Here is a 22,724-nt window from a genome sequence, read left to right as displayed (position 1 = left end):
TCCTATTTCACCGACCCGGCCAGCAGACCGCGGACGAGATATTTCTGCATTGCAAAGAAGACGCACAGCGGCACCGCAATGGACACAAACGCTGCCGTCGCGAGGATTTCCCAGTTGCCACCACGGGTCCCCAGCAAGTTCACGATCTGGTCGGTCATCACTGTGGTCTGCCCCGTGGCGTCAATCAGGAACACCTTGGCCACCAGCAGGTCATTCCACGTCCACAGGAACTGGAAGATTGCAAAGGACGCCAAGGCGGGGAACGACAGAGGGAGGATGATCTTGGTAAAGATCTGAAAATCCGTCGCGCCGTCCACCTTGGCGTTTTCGATGATGTCCCGGGGCAGGCCAACCATGTAATTTCGCAAGAGGTATATCGCCAGTGGAAGGCCAAAGCCGGTATGGGCGAGCCACACCCCCAGATAGCCTTTGCCGATGCCAATCCCGACATGCAGTTTCAGCAGCGGGATCAGCGCCAGTTGCAGCGGCACCACCAGCAGACCCACTACACAGGCGATCAGGATCGCGCGTCCCGGAAAGTCCATCCATGCCAGCGCATAGGCGGCGAATGCGGCCACAACGATGGGAATGATGGTTGCCGGAATGGTCACTGTCAGCGTGTTGAAGAACGCTTTGGCCATATTGTCGGTATCGTTGCCGCTGGTCATGATGTTCACGTAATTCTCGGTCGTGAACTCCGGGGGGGACACCGCCGTCACAAAGGCACGTTGACCGCGCCCGCTGATCTGCTCTTCGTTGCCGGACCAGGTATAGTTGCCGTCGGCGTCGACGCTGAACGTTTCGCCATCGCCGAGGTCCGCGACATCGCCCGGTTGGTAGGCGTCGACCGCACGGGACGATGTGCCCCAGCTTTGGATGTCGCCGCCGCCACCGTTTTCTTCAAAGATATTGCCCTCGACCACAAAGAGATCGCCGTTTTGCACGCGGTTCTCATCGGGGTCGGAGGCGCGGAAACGCTCGGTCTGTTCCGAGGGGAACATCGACGCCCACCAGCCCGAGCCGACAATCTGGTCCGCGGTGCGGAACGACGACACCAACAGCCCGAAGGTCGGGAACACCCACAGCGCCACAAGCAGCACAACCGAGATGTTGACGGCCCAGCCAAGGGACGATTTGGAACCAGCTATATTGTCCATTATTTCATCTCCTTACGGGCGTTGTAGACGTTCCAGACAAGGATCGGCGTCACCAGCAGCATGATGATGATGGCCGACGCGGACCCCACGCCCCAATCGTTGGCGCGGAACATTTTGTCGTACATGTAATTGGCCAGAACCTGCGTCTCCCACTGGCCGTTGGTCATCGCGAACACGATGTCAAAGACCTTGAGGACAACGATGGTGATTGTGGTCCAGACCACGACAATGGTGCCCATGATCTGCGGCACCTTGATCTTGAAAAAGATCTGGAACGGGTTGGCGCCGTCGATGATCGCCGCTTCGATCGTTTCTTCGGGAATGCCGCGCAGGGCCGCCGACAGGATCACCATGGCGAACCCGGTCTGAATCCAGATCAGCACAACCATGAGGAAAAAGCTGTTCCAGAACGGGATGGTCAGCCATGTCTGCGGCTCGCCATAGGGGTAGGTAAAAGTAAAGATACCCACCAGCGACGACAGCGACAGATATACAAGGTACAGCGCTGCAACGCCCACAAACAGGCGCAGCGGGACAAAGCCCGCACCGCCGCCACGTTCGCGGCTGTTGGCGATGGGCTGGACAAAAATCCAGCCGACATAGGCAACGATCCCGGCAAAACTCAGCAGGATTAGTGCAGGCAGGGCCTGTAGCAACAGGAACGATCCGAACCCGCCGTCAAATTGCAGCCACACGGCGTTCAGCACGCCGATCTGGCTTTGGTCTGCGGGACGCGCTTCGTACACCAGCTTGAAAATCACGCCCGCACCCACGAACGAGATCGCCATGGGCATAAAGATCAGCGATTTGGCCGCTGCCCCCCACTTGATCCGGTCGGTCAGCTGGGCCGCCAGCAGACCAAAGGCGGTCGATGCGGCAGGCACCACGATCAGCCACAGCAGGTTGTTGCGCAGCGCTTCCCAGAATTTCGGTTCGGCAAACATCTGGTTGTAGTTGGCCAGCCCGACAAACGCACCGCCTTGGTCCCTGTCCGTCAGCGACAGGCGCAGCGTTTCGAACACCGGATAAGCAAGGTAGAGGCCAAGGGCGAACATCGCGGGAAACAGGAACAGCCATGGACGCACCATATTGGCACGGTTGATATTCCGGCCTGCGTCGGGCCCTTCGGCGGGAAAGATCACCTTGTCGAGCACGACGTTCGAAAAGTAGAAATAAAATATGCACCCGCCAACACCCACAATGATGGTGGTCAGCCCGAGTAATGCGGCATCCATGGCAATCTCCCTGAATTTGAGGCCGTTTTTGGGTGGCCTTCGGACCCCGTGTCTTGCACCGGGGTTTTTTGGACCCGCCCGCGCGTCAGGCGCGGGCGGATCGGCTTCGTGAGTGGAAGCGGATTACTTCAGAGCGTCCCAGCTGGCCTGGATTTCGCTGGCCACAGCCGCGGCATCCTTGCCACCGGCATAGTCGACCATACCGGTCCAGAACGTGCCCGCACCAACGCCACCGGGCATCAGGTCGGAGCCGTCAAAGCGGAACGTGGTCGCGCCCAGCAGAACGTCACCCAGCGCGCGCAGCGTGTCGTCCTTGTAGGCTTCGGTGTTGACGCCCTTGTGCGGTGTCAAAAAGCCGGTTTGCGCCATCATGATCTCGTGGCTCAGCGGTTGCTGGAAGAATTCCATCAGCGCGTTGGCCGCATCCGACGGGTTGGTGATCGCCATCAGCGTGCCGCCACCCAGAACCGGGTTGCCCAGATCCTTGTCCGCATAGGACGGGAAGTAGAAGAAGTTTGTGTCGACACCAAACTCGACATCTTCCGGGAAGAAGGCCGGCACAAACGACGCCTGACGGTGCATGTAGCACTGCGGGGGCGAGGTGAAGAGGCCCTTGGGGCTGTCGCGGAAGTCTGTGGAGGCGACCGCACCGGCACCGCCAGACACTTTCGCGTCGTCACGGGCAAAGTGGCCGAATTCTTCGATCGCGGCGATCACACGCGGGTCATCAAACGGGATCTCGTTGGTGGTCCACTGGTCATACACAGCCGGATCAACCGTGCGCAGCATCATGTCCTCGACCCAGTCGGTTGCGGGCCAGCCTGTTGCCGCACCGGACCCCAGACCGATGCACCACGGGGTCTCACCATCGGCGACGATCTGGTCTGTCAGGGCCTTCAGCTCTTCCATCGACTCCGGGATGTCATATCCGGCGTCTTCAAAGTTCTCGGGGTTGTACCACACGAGGCTCTTGACGTTCACATTGTAGAAAAAGCCGAACATCTGGTCGTTGCCGTCCGCGTCCGCATAGGTGCCGAGGTCAACCCACGACTGGCCCGCCGCATAATTGTCGGCAACCCAGTCACCCATGCCGGCAGGCAGGGGATGCAGCTGACCCTTGGAGGCCATCACAGCCGCAAGGCCGGGCTGCGGGAACACCGCGACGTTGGGGGCAGAGCCCGCTTCGGCGTCGATCACGATCTGCTGCTCAAAGCTGTCGGAGCCGGTGTAGATCACGTCAGCGCCTGTCGCTTCCTCGAAATACGCCAGCGCATTGTTCAGGTAGCCATCCTCGGGCGTCAGCCACGGGCCGAACACGGTCACAGTCTGACCGCTCAGGTCAGGGGCGTTTTCGGCCCATGCGTTGTAGCTGTCCCAGCTGAAAGGCCCTTCGCCGGGCGCAAATGTCAGGTGGCCGTCAGCCGAAGCCATCGATGCCACCATCGCAAAGGCCGCTGTGCTGGCCAGAAGAGTGTTTTTCATTTTGGTCGTCCTCCCAAATTCAGTCCCATTCAGCCGGGCTCTTCCCCCGGCTATACGCGCTTGGATTGATTCCATCTCCCCCAAAGCGCTTTGGAATGATTGACCGTCGCGCAAAACGACACCCGAGTCAAACGTTGTGTGCGACTTGACCGGGATTCGCCAATTCGTCCCCGACCGGGCAGAAGGTTTTGACCTTGTGGTCAGGATTGGCTAGCGTCCACCGTCAGTAAAAGCGCTTTGGAACGGGTCTTTTCGTGAATCTCAAGGAACTGTCTCAGATGCTGGGCCTCAGTCAGACAACGGTCAGCCGTGCGCTGAACGGGTATCCAGAGGTCAGCGAGGCGACGCGGGCGCGGGTCGTCGCGGCGGCAGAGACGCATAACTACCGTCCCAACCCGCGGGCGCAGGGTCTGGCCACCGGCCATTCGCGCTGCATCGGTCACGTGATTTCGGCCAAGCATTCGGTCGAGACGGTGAACCCGATCTTTGGGGACTTCATGGCTGGCGCGGGCGAGACCTATGCCCGCCACGGCTACGAGACCATGCTGACCCGTGTGGATGCAGACGGTGAGGCCGAGGCCTATCGCAATCTCAAGGCGCGCGGCGCGGTGGACGGTGTGGTTGTCCATGCGCCGTGCATGAATGACCCGCGCCTGCCGGTCCTGCACGAGATCGGCCTGCCCTTTGTTGTACACGGGCGGGCCAGCGGGACTGACACGCCCTATGACTGGCTCGACGTGAACAACCGCCGCGCCTTTCAGGAGGCAACCCGCTATCTGCTCGACCTTGGGCACAGCCGCATTGCCCTGATCAACGGGCACGAGGACATGGATTTCGCCATGCGCCGCCGTGCCGGGTTCGAGGATGCCATGCGGGACGCCGGTGTCACGATCGACCCCGAATTGATGGTGGCGGGCGAAATGACCGAAGGGCACGGGTTTCGCAATGCGCAACGGATGCTGGCGCATCACGCGCCACCAACCGCGTTTTTGATTTCCTCCATCATCAGCGCGCTGGGCGTGCGCCGGGCGCTGGATGCGCGCGGGCTGCGCGTCGGGCAGGACGTCAGCATCGCGACCTTCGACGACTGCCTCAGCTATTTGCAAAACGGGGCCGACACGCCTGTGTTCACTGCCGCCCGGTCCTCTGTGCGTGCCGCCGGGGCGGCCCTTGCAGAGATGCTGATCGAACGCATCCAGAACCCGGACGGCGCACCCGCCACCTGTCTCTGGGAGGCGGAACTGGTCGTGGGTGCATCCACCGGACCGTGCCCGGACTAGCGCGGGGACATCCAGCGGCGCGGGTCGACGGCCTGACCGGTGCGGATGCTTTCCTGTGCGGCGATGCCCATCGCCACGGCGGCCCAGCCATCGTCCAATGACACTTCGGGGGCCATCCGCGTCCCCCGCACCAGTTCCGCGAACCTTTGATGCTGATAAAAGGTCGATCCGTTGTGGTCGCCCGCCTCCAGCAGCGTGGGATCAACCGGAATGTCGTGGACAACCGGACCTTTGGGCGCGCGCGGGCTACTGACCAGCTTTGCCACCGGGGCCGCGCCCAGATGCGACGGCCAGAACCGGCCCGGGCCGGGCACAAAGGCTTCGATCTTGCCTGCGGGCCCCACCGCTGACAGCTCTTCCTGATAGGTGCTGCCTTCGGCGAACATACACAGCTCAAGCATGGCGCGCGCACCGTTGTCGAAATCGACCAGCACGAACCCCGCGTCCAGAATGTCGGGCGTCTCGCCGCCATATTCCTCGTCCAGATGGTTCACCATCTGCCCCCCCGACGCCATCACCCGCACCGGATCCGCCCCCAGCGCCAGCCGCATCAGGTCAAAGAAATGGCAGCACTTTTCAACAAATGTGCCCCCGGTGTAGCGGTTGAACCGGTTCCAATCGCCGACCTTCTCCAGAAAGGGAAAGCGGTGTTCGCGAATGCTGATTTGGGTGATCCCGCCAGTTTCAACCGGCGCACGCTCCAGAAACGATGAGATCACCGGCATATAGCGATACTCCATCGCCACCCAGATCGGCGCCGGGTAGCTGTCGCGGAACGCGGCCAGCGCCTGCGCGTCGGCGGGGTCTGTGAACAGCGGTTTTTCCACCAGCATCGGCAGGGGGCGCGTTGCGGCAATCTCTTGCATCTGCGCCACGTGGCAATGGTTGGGGCTGACGATCAGCAGGCAATCCAGCGCCTCGACCGCCAGCAGGTCGGCCAGCGATGCGGCGGCATAGGCGTCCGGCACCAGCGCCCGCGCGGCGGCGGCCATGGGGGCGTTCGGCTCGAAAAAGGCGGCCACGCTGCACCCGTCGAGCAGGGCGATATTGCGAATATGCTCTTGCCCCATCATGCCGCAGCCGATGATGCCGTAACGGACGTGTTCTGCCATCTGTGGCGTTCCTTACTTAACTTACTTCAGTCTCTGGACGTAAACTGCGGTGCCCGGATCGAACCAGGTGCGCGAATATTCAATGGGGGCAGGGCGGTCGGCCCAGCTGAACCGTTCGATATAGCCAACCGTTGCGCCGGGGCGCGGACCGAAAGGCTCTGGGGCCCAAGCGGGTACGCGGCCCAGCGATACGCGGTCCTCGGCGCGGGTGATCCAGAGGCCCAGCGACTTGCGGTAGGTGGCATACAGCGATTCGGACATCACCCCTTGGTCGATGAGTCCCGCATCCGCATCCAGCCAGATTTCCTCGACCGCGATGATTGTTTCATTCAGACGCCGCAAGCGGCGGATGCGCGTGCCCCGGTCCGCGGTGCCAAAGGCGGGCAGGTCGCCCGGTTTGGCCATCACGGTCAGGTCCAGCACCTGCGCCCGCGGCAACCCGCCGCCCTCCAGCAGTTCGAGCCGGAACATCGCATAGACCGTGCCGGTGTCGCCGCTTGCCCGGATGTAATTCCCGGAGCCTTGGACACGCTCGACCAGACCCTTGTCGGCCATGATACCAAGCGCCTTGCGCAATGTGCCCACACTCACGCCCAGCTCGGTCGCCATGTCCCGTTCGGGCGCAAGACGTTCCCCGTCAATAAGCCGCCCGGCGACGATATCGCGGGTCAAAAGCTCGGCGATCTGCACGTAGATCGGCAGCGCTTGCGGAAAGTTGGCGTGATCGGTCACGTGGCGTTACAGACACATGGAAAGGAAATTGATACACTATTGATCTACATCAAAGCGGATGCTACGCAAGTGTTAAGTTGCCGTTTCAGGAAGAGGTCCATACGGACATGACCGTCGTCCCCATCACGTCCCCCGATCTGGATGCCGCCGAGGTGTCGTGGTTCTCTGCGCTGTGTTCGGACGATTACCAGTTTCTCGGGGTGCCTGACTGCGATCTGCGCTCAAGCTGGGCGCATTGTTCCGATATCGTGCGCGAGGCCGAGGCGCAGGGGTTTCGCAACATCCTGTGCCCGTCCTCCTATCAGGTGGGGCAGGACACGCTGAGCTTTGTGGCGGGCTGCGCGCCGATCACCGACCGCATCAACCTGCTGGCCGCCGTGCGCTGCGGCGAGATGCAGCCGATCATGCTGGCCCGCACCATCGCCACGCTCGACCACATGTTGCAGGGGCGGCTGACGGTGAACATCATCTCGTCCGACTTTCCGGGCGAAAAGGCCGACAGCGACTACCGCTACCAACGCTCGCGCGAAGTGGTCGAGATCCTCAAACAGGCCTGGACCCGCGACGAGATCAATTACAAAGGCGAGGTCTACAATTTCACGGGCCTCACCACTGACCCCGCGCGCCCCTACCAGACGGGTGGGCCGCTGCTTTACTTCGGGGGGTATTCGCCCTCTGCGCTCGAACTGTGCGGCCAGCACTGCGACGTCTACCTGATGTGGCCCGAACCGACCGAAAACATTGCCCAGAGGATGCGCGACGTGAACGCCGTGGCCGAAAAATACGACCGCACGCTGGATTACGGCCTGCGCGTGCACATGATCGTGCGTGACACCGAGGCCGAGGCCCGCGAATACGCAGACTATATCGTGTCCAAACTGGACGACGAATACGGCCAACTGATCCGCGACCGCGCGCTGGACAGCACTTCGCTGGGTGTGGCGCATCAGGCCAAGGCGCGCGAACTGGCGGACAAGTTCGGCTATGTGGAACCAAACCTCTGGACCGGCGTGGGCCGGGCGCGGTCGGGCTGCGGGGCCGCACTTGTCGGCTCAACGGATCAGGTCATGTCCAAGATCGAAGACTACCAAAAGATGGGCATCCGCGCCTTCATCTTCTCCGGCTACCCGCATCTCGACGAGGCAAAACATTTTGGCGCGCGCGTCATGCCGCACTTGAAAACCTGCTCACTGCCCCATGCTTATGGCCGGGTGCCCGCAACGGCCCCCGCCACACCCCTTGCCGCAGGAGAGCGCCGCTGATGGATCGCGTCACACTCGCACCGAAACTCGAAATGTCCCGCATCGTCTACGGTATGTGGCGGTTGGGCGATGACGCCGACACGTCCACAGCCCACGTGCAGGCCAAGATCCACGCCTGCCTTGACCAAGGCATCACAACATTCGACCAGGCCGATATCTATGGCGGCTACGTGGCCGAGGCGATCTTGGGCGAGGCGCTCAGGGCCGACACCGGACTGCGCGCCAAGATGGAGATTGTGACCAAATGCGATATCGTGGCCCCCGTGGGCCGCTATGCCGACGCGCCGGTCAAATATTATGACACCAGCCGCGCCCACATCCTGCAATCGGTTGAAAATTCGCTGCGCGATATGGCGATTGACCATATCGACCTGCTGCTGATCCACCGCCCCGATCCGTTCATGGACCACCACGAAACGGGTGCGGCGCTGGACGAGGTGGTGGCCTCCGGCAAGGTCGGCCATGTGGGCGTGTCGAACTTTCGCCCCTATGATTGGGAGTTGCTGCAATCGGGCATGAAAACCCCGCTTGTCACCAACCAGATTGAGGTCTCGCTGGGCGAAATCAGCCCGTTCACCAATGGTGATCTCGCATTCCACCAGCGTCACGGCCAGCACGTCATGGCGTGGTCGCCACTGGGCGGCGGCGATCTGATGACCGGGACCGGGCCGGTGCAGACGGTGCTGGACGAGATTGCGACAGGGCAGGGGGTGGACCGCGCCGCCGTCGCCACCGCGTTCCTACTGGCACATCCCGCAGGGATTGTCCCGGTGATGGGCACCAACAACATCGACCGGATCAAACGTATTGCCGAGGCCACGCGCGTGACCCTCGACCGACCCACATGGTTCCGCCTCTACGAGGCAGCCCTAGGACACGAGGTGGCCTGATGACAATGCAAAGCCCTGAGCAACCAACGATTTTCACGCCGGACGCCGACAGCAGCCGCAAGCTGCGCGATGCCTTTGGCAAATTTGCGACCGGCATCACCGTCATCACCGCCCCCAGCGCGGACGGCCCGGTGGCCATCGTGGCCAACAGCTTTTCGTCCGTATCGCTGGACCCGGCGCTGGTGCTGTGGTCCGTGGACAAGGGCGCGCGGCGCTATCCGTATTTCGAGGCAGCCGATCATTACGCCATCCACGTGCTCGCGGCAGAACAGCAGGATCTCTGCCAGTTGACCGCCCGCGACGCCCATGTGCTGGACCAGCATCCGCACGAGATAAACGCCGACGGCGTCCCACTGATTGATCATTGCCTTGCGCGGTTCGAATGCCGCAGAGTGGCAGCACATGAGGCCGGAGACCACGTGATCATCGTCGGTCAGGTCCAGCGCACGCAGATGCGCGACGGCCAGCCTCTGACCTTTTTCGCCGGCCAGTTCGGCAGCGTCGACTAGGACGCCAAGACCCGCCCGCGGGGTGAAAGCGGACAATGGGCCACGGCGGAACAAACTGCCGGGCGACCGACAATGGGAGGGCCCTTCATGGGCGCTATTCTGACGGTGCTTGCACCGATCAGCTGGGTGAACGGCGCACTGCTCAAGATCGGGCGGGGCATCGGGATCGTGGCGATTGCAGCCATGGTTGTGGCCATCCTGATTCAGGTTGTCGCCCGCTATCTTTTCAACAACGCCCTGCCTTGGCCGGACGAGGCCGCGCGGTTCTGCATGTTGTGGATGACGGGCCTCATGGCTCCGACCGCGTTCCGGCGCGGCGGGTTTGTGGCGCTCGACATGGTGTCCGGCCTGTTGCCCAAATCGGCGGCGGCGCTGCTGAGCTTGCTGTTGCTGGTCATTTCAATCGCCATTCTGATTGTGGCCCTGCCCATTGGCTATTCCGAGGTGACCGGCTTTGGCGGGCGCTTTGCCACCGCGTCGCTGTACCTGCCCACATTCGACGGCTGGTATCGGGTGCCGCGCAGCTGGATGATGCTGTCGCTGCTGGTGGGCGTGGTGCTGCTGCTGATGGTCAATGTCGAATTGATCCTGCGCAGCATCGTGACCCTTCTGGGCGGCGGCGACCGCCTGCCGGATCTCGATCTGGGCGATATGGCCGCGGGGAGCGAATGATATGCTGATCTGGTTCCTGCCGCTGTTCCTGCTGTTCCTGATGATCGGGTTGCCGGTGTTCTTTGGCCTGCTCGCGGCACCGGGCATCCTGCTGTACCTGAATGGTCAGGAAAAGGACATCACCCTGCTTTACCGTAATGTTTACAACGGGATGGACAGCTTTCCGCTGATGGCAATCCCGTTTTTCATGCTGGCAGGAGAGTTGATGAACAAGGGCGGGATCACCATCCGCCTTGTGCAGTTTTCGCAGGCCCTCATGGGGCATTTGCGCGGTGGTCTGGCACAGGTGAACGTGCTGTCCTCCATCCTGTTTGCGGGGCTTTCCGGGTCAGCTGTGGCGGACACCTCCGCGCTGGGCTCGATGCTGGTGCCCGCGATGGAGAAAGAGGGCTACACCCGCCGCTACGCCGCCGCCATCACCGCCGCCAGTTCGGTGATCGGGCCAATCATCCCGCCCTCGGGCATTATGATCATCTACGCTTACGTCATGGGCGAAAGCGTCGCTGCCCTGTTCCTTGCGGGCATCGTGCCGGGGGTGCTTGTGGGCGTCGGTCTCATGGTGATGATCCGCGTCACCGCAGACCGCTACGACCTGCCCGCCGCCCACAAGGTCGAATTCGACGGGGTCGAACTGGGCGCGCTGGAGCGTTGGACATCCTTTGCGCTTGTGCGCCTGAACATCGGCCTCTTGCTCTGGGCGTTCCTGCCTCTGGGCGAAGGCTCGGCCCTGATGCTCTGGGGAACCTTCATCGCCGCCGTTCTGGTGGCCCACGCCCTGATGCTGGCCCTGCGCACGCAAGTCTCTCCGGAATTCCGCACCATCTGCAAACGCGCCATCGTACCCCTGCAAACGCCCGTGCTGATCCTTGGCGGTATCCTCGGCGGTGTCTTCACCCCGACCGAGGCCGCCGCCGTCGCCGTGGCCTACGCCATCTTCGTGGCGTTCTTTGTCCTGCGCACCATGTCGTTCCGGGACCTGCCCGATATCCTCAGCCGCGCGGGCCTGACCTCTGCGGTGGTCCTGCTGCTGGTGGGGGCAGCGCTGGCGTTCAAAACCGTGGTGTCGCTCAGCTACGCCCCGCAAATCCTCGCCGACTTCATCCTCACCCTGTCGGAAAACCCGCTGGTCCTGCTGTTCCTGATCAACCTGCTCTTGTTCATCGTCGGCATGTTCCTCGACGCAGGCCCCGCCATCATCATCCTCGGCCCCATCCTCGGGCCCATCTTCGTCGACCTCGGCGTCGACCCGATCCACTTTGCCATCATCATGAGCGTGAACTTGACCGTTGGCCTCGCCACACCGCCCATGGGGCTGGTGCTTTTTGTGGCCGCCGCCGTCAGCCGCGAAAAGGTCGAGACCATCGCCCGCGCCATCCTGCCATTCCTGGCCATCGAGATCGCGGTGATCTTCCTGATCACCTACGTTCCGGCCATTTCCATGACGATCCCCCGCCTGACGGGGTTCGCGAACTAGACTTTGAGTTAAAAACGGGAGGACCTATCCAAATGCTCAAGACTTTGACGAAATCCCTTGCGGTCGCGGCACTTGTCGCCGGTTCCGCAATGATGGCCAGCGCGCAGGAATACACGATCCGCGCCACCGCCAACTCCAACACCAACGATGAGGATTACGACGGCCTCGTCGTCTTCAAAAACTATGTGGAGGCCGCCTCAAACGGTGCCATCGCCGTGGAACTGTTCATCGGCACACAGCTGTGCTCGAACGGCGCGGAATGCCTGCAAGGTGTGGCCGACGGCTCCATCGACGTCTACATCTCCACCTCCGGTGGCGCGTCGGGCATCTTTCCTTACGTGCAGGTCCTCGATCTGCCTTACCTGATGGCCGATGACCGTATCGCCGAACACGTGCTGTCGGGCGACTTCACCCGCAAGATGCGGGACATGGCGCTTGAGGATTCCGGTGGTGCGATCCGCCTGATGACCATCGGCAACACCGGTGGCTGGCGCAACTTTGCCAACACGCAGCGCCGTGTGGCCGAGCCTGCCGATATGGAAGGGCTGAAAATCCGCACCGTGGTCGCCGATCTGCCGCAGGAACTGGTCAAGGCTCTGGGCGCGTCCCCAACCCCGATCCCGTGGCCTGAACTCTTCACCTCGTTCCAGACCGGTGTGGTTGAAGGGTCCAAAAACGGCATCACCGACATCATGGGCATGAAATTCCCCGATGCGGGCCTGCAATACGTCACGCTCGATGGTCACGCCTACATGGGCGCGCTGTGGTGGATGTCGAACGAGAACTTCATGGCGATGCCCGAAGACATGCGCCGCGTGGTGGTCGATGGCTTCTACGCGCTGCAACAGGCGACATTCGCTTCACCCAAGCGCAAGTCGATCCAGGCCTACGAAGACTTCGTCGCCGGTGGCGGTGATCTCTATGTGCCGACACCGGACCAAAAGGCCGCCTTCGCCGCAGCCGCGGCACCGGTCTCCGAGTGGTTCACCGCCAACGTGGCCCGCGGCGACGAAATCCTCGCCGCCCTGACCGAAGCGGTCGCCGCCGCCGAGGCTGACGTAAACGCCGCACGGGCTGCCGACCTGAACTAAGGCGGATCAAGACCCGCATCCCAACGAAAGGCCGCCCCCGACCGGGGCGGCCTTTTGCATGGCATTGGCCGCTTAGGTTTGCGGGCCGTGATCCATAGATACGCCGCGTCGCCACTGGATTGCGCAGCGCGGGAAGGGGAGGTTGCAAAGTTTGACCCGATGGCCGCTTCGAGCCCAAAGTCACCGATGCTGCGTAGCCTCGAATGTCAGCGATGCGCAGGAAGCGGACACTGCAAAGTTGCAAAGCGCGAGCCTTTCAGCAACGACAGTTTTATATCGCTCTGAAGAGAGCCGTTCGATACACGGCCAAATTGGACCGATGCACCTCGAACACGTAAAGTAAAGTTGGGTTCAAGCGCCATGGACGAACCCATCCGCAAAGGCCAGGTTCGCACCAGTCAATTCTGAGCTTGTATCAGAAAATAAAGTCGGAACTTGTTAGGGAATTCATGCTAACGCCAAGCAAAGTGATCTGGTTGCCCGCTCCATCATCGATGATTGCGTTTCCTGAACCATCTTCCGTCAAGTGATTGTTTTGCAGATCGGTAAAGCTTGTAAATTCAGAGACACCAGAAAGATCGATAACTTCAAAACTGTTGGCGACATCAAAATCGTTGATCGTGTCATTCCCGAATTGACCGTTGAAAACAAAAACGTCCCAGTTCATGCCGCCGATCAAAAAGTCATTACCACTATTTCCATTTATGGTGTCGAACCCACCATCACCGTAAACGGTATCATTACCTGCACCGCCATTCACAATATCATCATGCGCATCCCCGTGTACGAGGTCGTTGCCTGAGCCACCGTTCACAGTGTCGTTTTCGCTGCCTGCCCACAGTGTGTCATTGCCGGAACCACCGTCCAGAAAATCAACGCCAGCCTCGCCAAAAAGGCGATCCGCGCCGACTTCTCCAAAGAGGGAATCGGCATTGTTTCCGCCCAACAAAGCGTCGTTGCCGTTGCCGCCATAGATTGTGTCGTGGCCACCCCATCCGGACAGCCAATCGTTACCGTCACCGCCGTACACCAAATCCTGTCCCGTCCCTGCCTGGACGTAGTCGTTGCCGTGACCACCATCAATCGTGTCGTTGCCATTTTCGGCGATTAGGCTGTCATCACCAATATTTCCCGACAAACTATCGTTTCCATTGCCGCCGTTGATTGTGTCGTTGCCACTGCCACCCCAAACAGTGTCGTTCCCTTCGCCAGCATTTACGGCATCGTCGTTCAGCCCAGCAGCTATCAAATCATCGCCGGTAAGATCCAACGTTAAATTGTTGTTGAAAGTAGCCGGGTCGTTCGGATCATCGTCATGCGTGTGCATCTCCACGCCATGTGCTATTACATCGGTGGAATCCAGATACTGATTGTCGTCATCAATGTAGGTAATGCCCGTTTGTGTAGAGTAATCAAACGGCACATGGTTTTGTGGGTCTATGTATCCAACAGTTTCGAGCGACGCTAGCTCGGATGCTGTCACGCGATGCCCCAAAGACGCACCGACGAAGTGGCTTTCTTGGTCGCCAGAGTTTGACCCGCCATTTCCATCTGTAACGCGGGCACCTTCCAATGCATAGAATACATATCCTTGACCCGTATCAATCAACAGCCACTGCTGTGTAGCAGTTTGATCATCACGAGTATCAGAATCGTATTCTACAATCCGCCAATTGTATCCTCCGGTTGTTCCTGAACCTGCCAGTAGATCATTTTCTTCGATCAGGTCGCTACCAATTCTGAGTTTATCCCTGCTGAGGTCAAAATCCTCGAGCCGCCCAACAACGACATGATCTACATTCTGCAAATTTACAAAATTAAAGGTGTCTGACCCACGAATACTCGAGCCATCGTTGTCGCCGCGTCCATGGTGACCGTACGAAAAACGATCAATACTCCCAAAGTCTAGGTCGATCGTGTCATCTCCACCTTTGGCGTAGAAGTGATTCTGCCCCATACCCACTGTTGCCAACTCAGTTTCAGTATCATTTCCTGGCGTGTACATGGCTTAAGTCCCTCATGGTGTTATTTGGTGCACACTAGGTTTTACCACCTGTGCGTGAAATTCAACCCAGAGCAGGGGTAATTTTCACTTCTTTCTCAATTATTTCTGCTTTGGCTGGTGGGCCTAGCCGCAAAAATAGAATTCGTATCGCGATCATCCCGAAGAGCCGCCAAGCCTTTGACAACTTTCTGACAAGATGTGTTTTTGAATGGATCGAAAGTTGGACTCGGAATAACGATAAAAACTCTTTCAGCGTTCGCTCAAAATCAGCCGAATTGCATGTATTGCTTAACGCCTTACTAGGTGTGCGTCGTCCACCCGGCGGTAACTCATGCGTGCGAGATGAGTGTCTCCTTTGGGCTGGAAGCCACCCTTTGGTTCATACCTGCAAAAATGCGTCCAATATACGTACACGCGTGACGTATAACGTCCTCTGTTTTGGGTGCAAAGATTAACGTATTGTGAATCCGTCTCTGTAACCCATTGAAAACACGCAGGCCGGTTTGTGTCCCAGCGTGGGACATCCCGATATCCGTGGTCCTGTTCTCCCCGCTTTTCAAACGCCCCAAGCCCTGCCAAACTCACCGGAACGGATACATCCACACCTTGTAGTCAGCGACCAGAATATGCGCCCGATCAATCTCATCCTGCGTCATTTTCTTGACCACCTCTTCCAGCGAAATCGCCGCGTCCGGGTCGCCTCCGATGGCCGACAGGGTGTACCACATATAGGCCCGCACAAGGTCCGGCGCGGGCATTCCACGGCCCACCTCGTAGTACCAGCCGACCCCGCTCTGCGCGCCGGGATGGCCCTTCATCGAGGACCGCAAATACCACTCGAAGGCCCGCTCGTCGTCCCGCTCGACCCCGAGCCCGAGGGCGTACATCACCCCGATCAATTCCTCAGCGTCGGCGTTGCCGGAGCGGGCAGCAGGCCACAGCGCCTCATAGGCGGCCTCATATGCGCCGGCTTCCATCAGGTCGCGCGCCTCCTCGATCTCCGCCCACGCTGGCAACGCCAGCCAACAAAGAGCTATGGCAAGTTTACGCATATCATACTCCTTGCAGCGACCCCGGCCTTTGCCACCGATCTGCCGCGTCCTCTGACTGCGGATGATTTCATCACCCCGGACCCTGCGCAAGCCAAACTGGGGCAACTGCTGTTCTATGATCGCATCCTGTCGGGCAACCGGAACATTGCCTGTTCCACATGCCATCATCCCGATCTTGGAACCGCCGACGGGCTGAGCCTTGGCATCGGGGAAGGCGGCGTTGGCCTTGGGCCGCAGCGCACCGCCGGAACCGGCGACAACCGCATTCGCAAGCGCATCCCACGCAACGCGCCGGGTCTGTGGAACCTCGGGGCCAAGGACCTGCATGTGATGTTCCACGACGGCCGGCTGAGCATTGCGGACACCTTTGAGAACGGGTTCAACTCTCCGGCGGAGGAATGGCTGCCCGAAGGGCTGGAGAACCTGCTGGCGGCTCAGGCGATCTTTCCGCTCGTGGCGCAGTTTGAAATGGCCGGGAACCCCAAAGAAAACGAAGTTGCCGGTGCGGTTCAAAACCGCATGGATTACGCTTGGCCGATCCTCACCGACCGGGTGCGGCACATCCCTGAATATACCAAAGCCTTTGCCGCAGCATATGATCACATCAATGGTCCCCAAGACATCACCATCGCCGACATCGCGAATGCTTTGTCCGCCTTCATGATTTTTGAGTGGACCAGTCTCGACAGTCCCTTTGACGCATATCTGAACGGGGATCTGACCGCGCTGACACAGGCGCAGCGGGCAGGAATGGACCTGTTTTTCGGTGCGGCGGGGTGTGCGGGGTGTCACAGTGGCCCCCTGATGAGCGATCAGGGCTTTCACGCCCTTGGCCTGCCGCCCTTTGGCCCCGGGCGTACGCGGCGCTTTGATCCGATGGTGCGCGATGTGGGGCGCATGGGCGAAAGCGACGCACTTGAGGATGCCTATGCGTTTCGCACGCCGATGTTGCGCAACGTGGCGCTGACGGCGCCTTATGGGCACAACGGGGCCTATCCGACGCTGGACGGGATCGTGCGCCACCATCTCAATCCGGAACAAGCCTTGGCGCAGTGGCAGCCAGAAGTTGCAGCGCTGCCCGAAGTTCCGTGGCTTGCCGCCATCGACTTCATGGTCTGGCAGGACCCGCGCGAGATGGCGCGCCAGCGGGCTGCCGTTCAGGTGCAGCCGACGGTTCTCAGCGATGCAGAGGTCGATGCGATTGTCCAGTTCCTGCACGCGTTGACAGGTCAGTCGGCGCGGGACGGATTGTTCGGTATTCCCGATGCGGTGCCGAGCGGCCTGCCTGTCGATCACGCGCAACGGCCATGAGCACCCTGGGTAAGGCACGCCCCACCGGCTGCGTGAGATTGCGTTGAACGACCAACCAGTCCCGAAGAGTTGGGGGGCATCTCAACTGCTTCATTGGCATTGCTTGCGTTGTTTATTCTTAAAACGAGATGGCCGGACTATCCCGGCATAGCCGTCGGCGACGTGGAATCTGGATTTTCGCCAAACGCGATGCTCAGGTGGCAAGCGGATTGCAGGGTTGGCTGGCCTGACATTTCTGCGCGCGCGCAAACGCAGGATTGTCTAGTCGAAACCTTCGTTGGCGGATGCACGAGCAGCGTCCGGCTTTCTGCGCGATACGGACCGGATGATTGCGGCATGGGGCTTCAGTCGATACTTCACCCCGTGGGTGGGACGGCATACGAACATGCGCACCGGCAAATTGCAGGTCTTAGCCTGTAAAAAGCCAATCTGATCCCGATGCCAGCGCCGGGCAGTCCGGCCGAGGCAGGGATAGTTTGACCGAACCTGTCCCGCGTCAATTCGGTCGGTTTCGTCGCCGGTTGCCGCCTCTAACTCCTGCGGCGAAGACGAAGACATGGGGCAAGGCCGTCGGCGATGGTCAGCGTCTTACCATCCGCCCTGTTGCGGCCACTGTTTTGGCCTAGTCCACTGTGGTCGGCTCGTGCCGGCGCAGCTGATACACCACGAGGTCCCCGTCTCTGTCCCCAAAAATCCCCCCCGGAGGGTCGATCGGACACAAAGCCCGGCGCAATGACGCGGCGCGCATCAGGGGGCAGGGGTCATCGACCCTTCCAAACCGGATCGCGCTTTTCTGCAAAGGCGCGCGCGCCCTCCAACTGATCTTCGGACCGGTACAGCGTCTCGACCGTCGCCAGTTTGCTTTGCGTGATACGGCTCATCGCGTCCTGAAACTTGGCGTCCTCGGCGTCGCGCACGATCTCTTTGATCGCGGCATAGACGAGCGGCGGGCCAGAGGCGATCAGTCGCGCCAGTTCCCATGTGCGGTCCATCAGATCCGTTGCGGGCACCACCTCGTTGACCAGCCCCCAGCGGTGCGCCTCTTCGGCGTCGAACCAACGCCCGGTCAGTAAAAGCTCCATCGCGATATGATAAGGGATGCGCTTGGGCAGCTTGACGCTTGCGGCATCGGCCACGGTGCCGGACCGGATTTCGGGCAATGCAAACGTCGCGTGATCCGCAGCAAGGATCATGTCCGCGCTCAGCGCCAGTTCCAGCCCACCGCCGCAGGCAATGCCGTTCACGGCCGCGATCACCGGTTTGTTCAGCCCGCGCAGCTCCTGTAGCCCGCCAAAGCCGCCGACGCCATAATCGCCGTCCACAGCGTCGCCATCCGCCGCCGCCTTGAGGTCCCACCCGGGGGAAAAAAATCGGTCGCCCGATCCGGTGATGATCGCCACGCGCAGATCAGGGTCGTCCCGGAATGCCATGAACGTCTCGCCCATGATGCGGCTGGTGGCGAGGTCAATGGCATTGGCCTTTGGCCGGTCCAACGTCACTTCGAGAATGGTGCCGTCGATGCGGGTCTTGATCGGGCTGTCTGTCATGGGGCCTCCGGTGCGGCAAAGGGATCGTTGTTGGCGTCGGTGTTGCGTGTGTATTCGGCCCAGCGGGCGGCGTCCTTGGCGGCCTTGGCACCAAGGCAGTCTTCAATCACGGCCAGCGTCATGTCCATGCCCGCCGACACGCCGGACGCGGTAAAGAGGTTGCCGTCACACACCCAGCGCGCCCGACGTTGCCAGTCCACACCCGTGGTCTGACCTGCCACTTTGTCAAAGGCCAGTTTGTTCGTGGTGGCCTTGCGCCCGTCCAGCACGCCGGCCTTGGCCAACAACAGCGACCCGGTGCAAACGGATGCGACATATTCCGCGCGCGCCGCTTGCACGCGAAGCCAGTTTAAAAGGGTTTGGTTGTCGACGATGCTCCGGGTGCCGCGCCCGCCGGGCACCAACAGCAAGTCATAATCCACGCCGTCCGTGACGGCATCCTGCGCCACCGTGTCGGGCCCGCCCGACGCCTTTACCGGTCCTGCCGCCAGCGCGACAGTCCGTATCTCGAACGCCTCCGGGAAAAAGCTGAACATCTCCAAGGGGCCGTACAAGTCCAGCATTTCGAAATCCGGAAACAGCACGGCGGCGATTTTGCGCATGGCTCAGGTCCCCTTTTTCATATGCAGCAGCGCATCCACGGCCACCGCCCGGGTGGACGTACACAGGAGCGGATTGATCTCGATCTCGCTTATACCCGCCCGGTGCGCGGATACGTAAGTCTGAAGCGCCATCACCGCTGACACAATCGCGGCCTCGGACGCCGCAGGCTGCCCGCGATAACCGCCGAGCACCGGAGCGATGCGCAAGCCCGACAAGGCACGGGACACCTCCGCCTCTGTTGCCGGCAGCAGCAGGGATGCGGTGTCGCGCATCACTTCGGTCCAGATGCCGCCCGCGCCGATGGTCAGGACAAAGCCATGGGCCGGATCGCGCGTGACACCCAGCAACAGTTCGGCCACGGGCCCTGTGATCATCTCTTCGATCAGCACGGTGTCCGTGCCAATCTCTCGTGCAACGCTGGCCGCGTCTTGCGGTGTCACGTTCAGCCGGACGGCTCCGGCGTCGGTTTTGTGTGCCAAGCCGACGCCCTTGACGGCAAGCGGACCTTGGAATGTCGCGACGGCCGCATCCACATCTGCAAGCGTGGTGGTGATGTTGCGTGGCGTGTCGACGCCATATGTGGCAAGGGCCGCCTTGGCGGCGCCTTCGGTTAGCAATTCCGCCCCGTCTATGCTCGGCGCTGGCCACACCGCATCGCTACGCGGCACCCCTATCTGCGCGGCCGCTTCTGCTGCGGCCAAGGCTTCGTTCAAACCGCACAAGGGCACCACGCCCCCGGCAATCAGGGTGGCGGCTGTGTCTTGGGGCATCAACTCCGGCAAGCTGGCAACAATCGCAAAAGGGCGCCCGGTGTGTGCGCGCACCGCCAATGCCGCATCGACCGTGCAGGCCCAATCGCTGGGATCGGTGCGCGGATAGTCCACGATTGACATCGTGAGGTCGATATCCGGCCCGGTCATCGCGGACCATGCCCGCGTCATCGCATCAATGTCACGCCAAATATAAGTATGGTAATCCAATGGATTGTTGAGGGCGACCATCGGGCCAAGGGTCGCGCGCAGCGCCTTTTGCTGCTGGGGGCTCAGCACTGGAAACTCGAGGCTGCGCGACAGCGCCATGTCGGCCACAAGGCTCGCCTCACCGCCAGAACAGCTGATCGAAGCCAGCCGGTTGCCGTTCAGCGGACCTGTGCAATGCAAGAGCTTCAGCGTTTCGAGAAAGTCGGTCAGCCCCCCCACGCGGGCAAAACCCAGCCGATCCAGCAGCGCTTGTGCCCCCGCATCCGACCCCGCCAGCGATGCTGTGTGCGACAAGGTTGCTACACGGGCCTGATCCGACGCGCCAACCTTGAGTGCGACGACAGGCACGCCGCACGCATGTGCCTTGGCCGCCAACGCTTCCCACGCGGCGATGTCGCCAAACCCTTCGATGTGTACACCGATGGCCGTCACGCGGGTATCATCCAGCAGGGCCAGTGCGATCTGCGCCTGAGAGGTCTGTGCCATGTTGCCACAGGTCACCACGTAGGCGATGGGCAGGCCGCGATCCTGCATTGTGAGGTTGATTGCGATGTTTGAGCTTTGCGTCAGGATTGCCACGCCCCGGTCCACCGGCGTGCAACCGTGCTGATCCGGCCAGAGCAATGCGGCATCCAGAGCGTTGATAAAACCATAGCAGTTGGGCCCAAGGATCGGCATGTCACCTGCCGCAACCACCAAACCCGCCTGTAAATCCCCGCTTGCTGCGTCCTCGCGATGCGCCTCCGCAAAGCCGGAGGCAAAGCAAACCGCTCCTCCGGCGCCCATCCGCGCCAACGCCGCCACAACCTCCACCGTGGTTTGCCGGTTCACCCCGACAAAACACGCGTCAGGGGGCGCAGGCAAATCCTCAACCGTGGGAAAGGCTCCATGCCCCGCCACGTGCATTTTCTGCGGATGCACAGGCCAGATTGCCCCGTCAAAGCCCATCAACTCCGCCTGCCGGATCACGGACGCGCACCATGCGCCCCCGCCGACAACCGCAATCGATCTGGGGCGCAGCAATCGGCGCAATGTCCCTGTCTCTGTCCCCAAAAAATCCCGGGGGGTCTGGGGGGCTGGCCCCCCAGGTCTGTCGGATGAGCCTTGCTCATTCGAAACCAAATCAGGCCCCCAACGGTCGCAGCAGGTCGCGGCTGATGATGTGCCGCTGGATTTCGGATGTGCCGTCCCAGATGCGTTCCACCCGTGCATCGCGCCAGAACCGCTCGATGGGAAAATCGTCCATCAGTCCCATGCCGCCGTAAATCTGCAAGGTCGCATCCGTCACCCGCGCCAGCATTTCCGAGGCATAGAGCTTGGCAGACGCGATTTCCCGGTTGGACGGGCCCCCCGCGTCGAGCCGCCATGCAGCGGCAAGGGTCAGCCAATCGGCGGCGTCGATCTCTGTCACCATATCTGCAATTTGAAAGCCCACGCCCTGAAATTTGCCAATCGGCTGGCCGAACTGTTTGCGCTCAGCCGCATAGTTCAGTGCATAATCGAAACAGCGTCGCGCGCGCCCCACGGAAAACGCGGCCACCGTCAGGCGCGTCGCGTATAGCCATTCGTTCATTACCGCAAACCCGCCATCCACCTCGCCCAGCACCTGCGCGTCCGACAGGCGGCAGTCAGAGAAATCGAGGATGCAATTCTTGTAACCCCGGTGGCTCACCGACGCGTAACCATCGCGCACCTCAAACCCCGGCGTGCCTCGATCCACGAGAAAGGTCGTGATGCGTTTCTTGGGACCTTTGGGGGTGTCGTCTACGCCCGTTGCGATGAAAACGATAAAGAAATCAGCGTGTTCCGCCCCCGAGATAAAGTGCTTGGAGCCGTTGACCACCCAATCGCCCCCATCCCGCACCGCCGTGCATTTCATGCCGCGGACATCCGATCCGGCATCCGGTTCGGTCATGGCCAGCGCATCCATCCGTTCGCCGCGCACGGCAGGCAACAGGTAGCGTTCGCGTTGATCGGCATTGCAGGCCATCAGGATGTTCTGCGGGCGGCCAAAGAAATGTGTCAGCGCCATGGACCCACGCCCCAACTCGCGTTCGACCAGCGTGAAATCCAAATGGCTCAGCCCGGCCCCCCCCACGTCTTCGGGGAAGTTGCAGGCGTAAAAGCCCATGTCGATGACCTTACGCTTGATCTCTTGGCCAAGCTCATGGGGGACTTGACCGGTGCGCTCGACCTCCGCCTCATACGGATAAATCTCGTTCTCGACAAAGCTGCGCACAGTGGAGACGATCATCTCCTGTTCTTGGCTCAGTCCGAACTGCATGTGGTCTTCCCCTGTCCTTCAAATGCAGCAAAGCGCATTTGCTTGC

Annotated in this window: 19 protein-coding genes; 8 read left to right on the top strand and 11 right to left on the bottom strand. The window is 61.0% G+C overall.

Annotated elements, in window-relative coordinates; genetic code table 11:
• Positions 1-2: 2 nt before the first annotated feature.
• The 3 genes from Q1A85_RS12060 to Q1A85_RS12050 all read right to left on the bottom strand — a co-directional run bounded on the left by Q1A85_RS12060 (position 3) and on the right by Q1A85_RS12050 (position 3,874).
• Entirely contained in the window at positions 3-1,157 is a 1,155-nt protein-coding gene (locus Q1A85_RS12060; RefSeq protein ID WP_299689224.1) for a carbohydrate ABC transporter permease, read from the bottom strand.
• On the bottom strand, positions 1,157-2,392 hold the full coding sequence (locus tag Q1A85_RS12055; RefSeq protein ID WP_299689222.1) for a sugar ABC transporter permease: 1,236 nt from the start codon (positions 2,390-2,392) through the stop codon (positions 1,157-1,159). The genes Q1A85_RS12060 and Q1A85_RS12055 overlap by 1 nt, the downstream gene beginning before the upstream one ends.
• Positions 2,393-2,515: 123 nt before the next feature.
• Positions 2,516-3,874 (bottom strand): ABC transporter substrate-binding protein, encoded by a 1,359-nt coding sequence (locus Q1A85_RS12050; protein ID WP_299689220.1) that lies wholly within the window; start codon positions 3,872-3,874, stop codon positions 2,516-2,518.
• Positions 3,875-4,128: 254 nt separating this feature from the next.
• Here Q1A85_RS12050 and Q1A85_RS12045 point away from each other — a divergent pair, with 254 nt between their 5' ends.
• Positions 4,129-5,154: a substrate-binding domain-containing protein gene (locus tag Q1A85_RS12045; protein ID WP_299689218.1), complete on the top strand. Its 1,026-nt coding sequence runs from the start codon at positions 4,129-4,131 to the stop codon at positions 5,152-5,154.
• Here the strand turns inward: Q1A85_RS12045 and Q1A85_RS12040 are convergent.
• Positions 5,151-6,266 (bottom strand): Gfo/Idh/MocA family oxidoreductase, encoded by a 1,116-nt coding sequence (locus tag Q1A85_RS12040; RefSeq protein WP_299689215.1) that lies wholly within the window; start codon positions 6,264-6,266, stop codon positions 5,151-5,153. The two genes, Q1A85_RS12045 and Q1A85_RS12040, sit on opposite strands and share 4 nt — an antisense overlap.
• Before the next feature lie 21 nt (positions 6,267-6,287).
• On the bottom strand, positions 6,288-6,998 hold the full coding sequence (locus tag Q1A85_RS12035) for a GntR family transcriptional regulator (RefSeq protein WP_299689212.1): 711 nt from the start codon (positions 6,996-6,998) through the stop codon (positions 6,288-6,290).
• 107 nt (positions 6,999-7,105) lie between these two features.
• On the opposite strand from Q1A85_RS12035, the gene Q1A85_RS12030 reads away from it, so the two are divergent.
• The 6 genes from Q1A85_RS12030 (at position 7,106) to dctP (ending at position 12,896) form a co-directional block, all read left to right on the top strand.
• The gene (locus tag Q1A85_RS12030) at positions 7,106-8,260 is read left to right on the top strand and encodes an LLM class flavin-dependent oxidoreductase (RefSeq protein ID WP_299689209.1); all 1,155 of its coding nucleotides are present in this window, start codon (positions 7,106-7,108) and stop codon (positions 8,258-8,260) included.
• Positions 8,260-9,150, top strand: coding sequence for an aldo/keto reductase (locus Q1A85_RS12025; protein ID WP_299689207.1), 891 nt, complete (start codon positions 8,260-8,262; stop codon positions 9,148-9,150). Before Q1A85_RS12030 ends, Q1A85_RS12025 begins: the two co-directional genes overlap by 1 nt.
• Positions 9,150-9,659, top strand: a complete 510-nt coding sequence (locus Q1A85_RS12020) for a flavin reductase family protein (RefSeq protein ID WP_366140583.1) — start codon at positions 9,150-9,152, stop codon at positions 9,657-9,659. Before Q1A85_RS12025 ends, Q1A85_RS12020 begins: the two co-directional genes overlap by 1 nt.
• 87 nt (positions 9,660-9,746) lie before the next feature.
• Entirely contained in the window at positions 9,747-10,331 is a 585-nt protein-coding gene (locus tag Q1A85_RS12015; protein WP_299689204.1) for a TRAP transporter small permease subunit, read from the top strand.
• A 1-nt stretch (position 10,332) separates the two neighbouring features.
• Entirely contained in the window at positions 10,333-11,805 is a 1,473-nt protein-coding gene (locus Q1A85_RS12010) for a TRAP transporter large permease (protein WP_299689201.1), read from the top strand.
• Between the two features lie 32 nt (positions 11,806-11,837).
• Entirely contained in the window at positions 11,838-12,896 is a 1,059-nt protein-coding gene (gene dctP, locus Q1A85_RS12005) for a TRAP transporter substrate-binding protein DctP (protein WP_299689198.1), read from the top strand.
• Positions 12,897-13,311: 415 nt separating this feature from the next.
• Here dctP and Q1A85_RS12000 read toward each other — a convergent pair whose 3' ends face one another.
• Both Q1A85_RS12000 and Q1A85_RS11995 read right to left on the bottom strand, forming a co-directional pair.
• Positions 13,312-14,901, bottom strand: coding sequence for a calcium-binding protein (locus Q1A85_RS12000; RefSeq protein WP_299689195.1), 1,590 nt, complete (start codon positions 14,899-14,901; stop codon positions 13,312-13,314).
• 581 nt (positions 14,902-15,482) lie between these two features.
• The gene (locus Q1A85_RS11995; protein ID WP_299689192.1) at positions 15,483-15,953 is read right to left on the bottom strand and encodes a tetratricopeptide repeat protein; all 471 of its coding nucleotides are present in this window, start codon (positions 15,951-15,953) and stop codon (positions 15,483-15,485) included.
• Between Q1A85_RS11995 and Q1A85_RS11990 the strand changes: the two genes are divergently transcribed.
• On the top strand, positions 15,849-17,264 hold the full coding sequence (locus Q1A85_RS11990; RefSeq protein WP_366140589.1) for a cytochrome c peroxidase: 1,416 nt from the start codon (positions 15,849-15,851) through the stop codon (positions 17,262-17,264). The genes Q1A85_RS11995 and Q1A85_RS11990 overlap by 105 nt on opposite strands.
• Before the next feature lie 761 nt (positions 17,265-18,025).
• On the opposite strand, the gene Q1A85_RS11985 is transcribed toward Q1A85_RS11990, so the two are convergent.
• The 4 genes from Q1A85_RS11985 to Q1A85_RS11970 form a co-directional block, all read right to left on the bottom strand.
• Entirely contained in the window at positions 18,026-18,811 is a 786-nt protein-coding gene (locus tag Q1A85_RS11985) for a carnitinyl-CoA dehydratase (protein WP_299689189.1), read from the bottom strand.
• A complete protein-coding gene (locus tag Q1A85_RS11980) occupies positions 18,808-19,413 on the bottom strand; it encodes a DJ-1/PfpI family protein (RefSeq protein WP_299689187.1) in 606 nt (201 codons plus the stop codon). Before Q1A85_RS11980 ends, Q1A85_RS11985 begins: the two co-directional genes overlap by 4 nt.
• A gap of 3 nt (positions 19,414-19,416) precedes the next feature.
• Positions 19,417-21,417, bottom strand: coding sequence for an acetate--CoA ligase family protein (locus Q1A85_RS11975; protein WP_299689184.1), 2,001 nt, complete (start codon positions 21,415-21,417; stop codon positions 19,417-19,419).
• A 100-nt stretch (positions 21,418-21,517) separates the two neighbouring features.
• Positions 21,518-22,678: an acyl-CoA dehydrogenase family protein gene (locus Q1A85_RS11970; protein ID WP_299689181.1), complete on the bottom strand. Its 1,161-nt coding sequence runs from the start codon at positions 22,676-22,678 to the stop codon at positions 21,518-21,520.
• Positions 22,679-22,724: the final 46 nt, after the last annotated feature.

Source organism: uncultured Tateyamaria sp., from assembly GCF_947503385.1.
Taxonomy (GTDB): domain Bacteria; phylum Pseudomonadota; class Alphaproteobacteria; order Rhodobacterales; family Rhodobacteraceae; genus Tateyamaria.
This window is presented reverse-complemented; position numbering and strand designations above follow the sequence as displayed.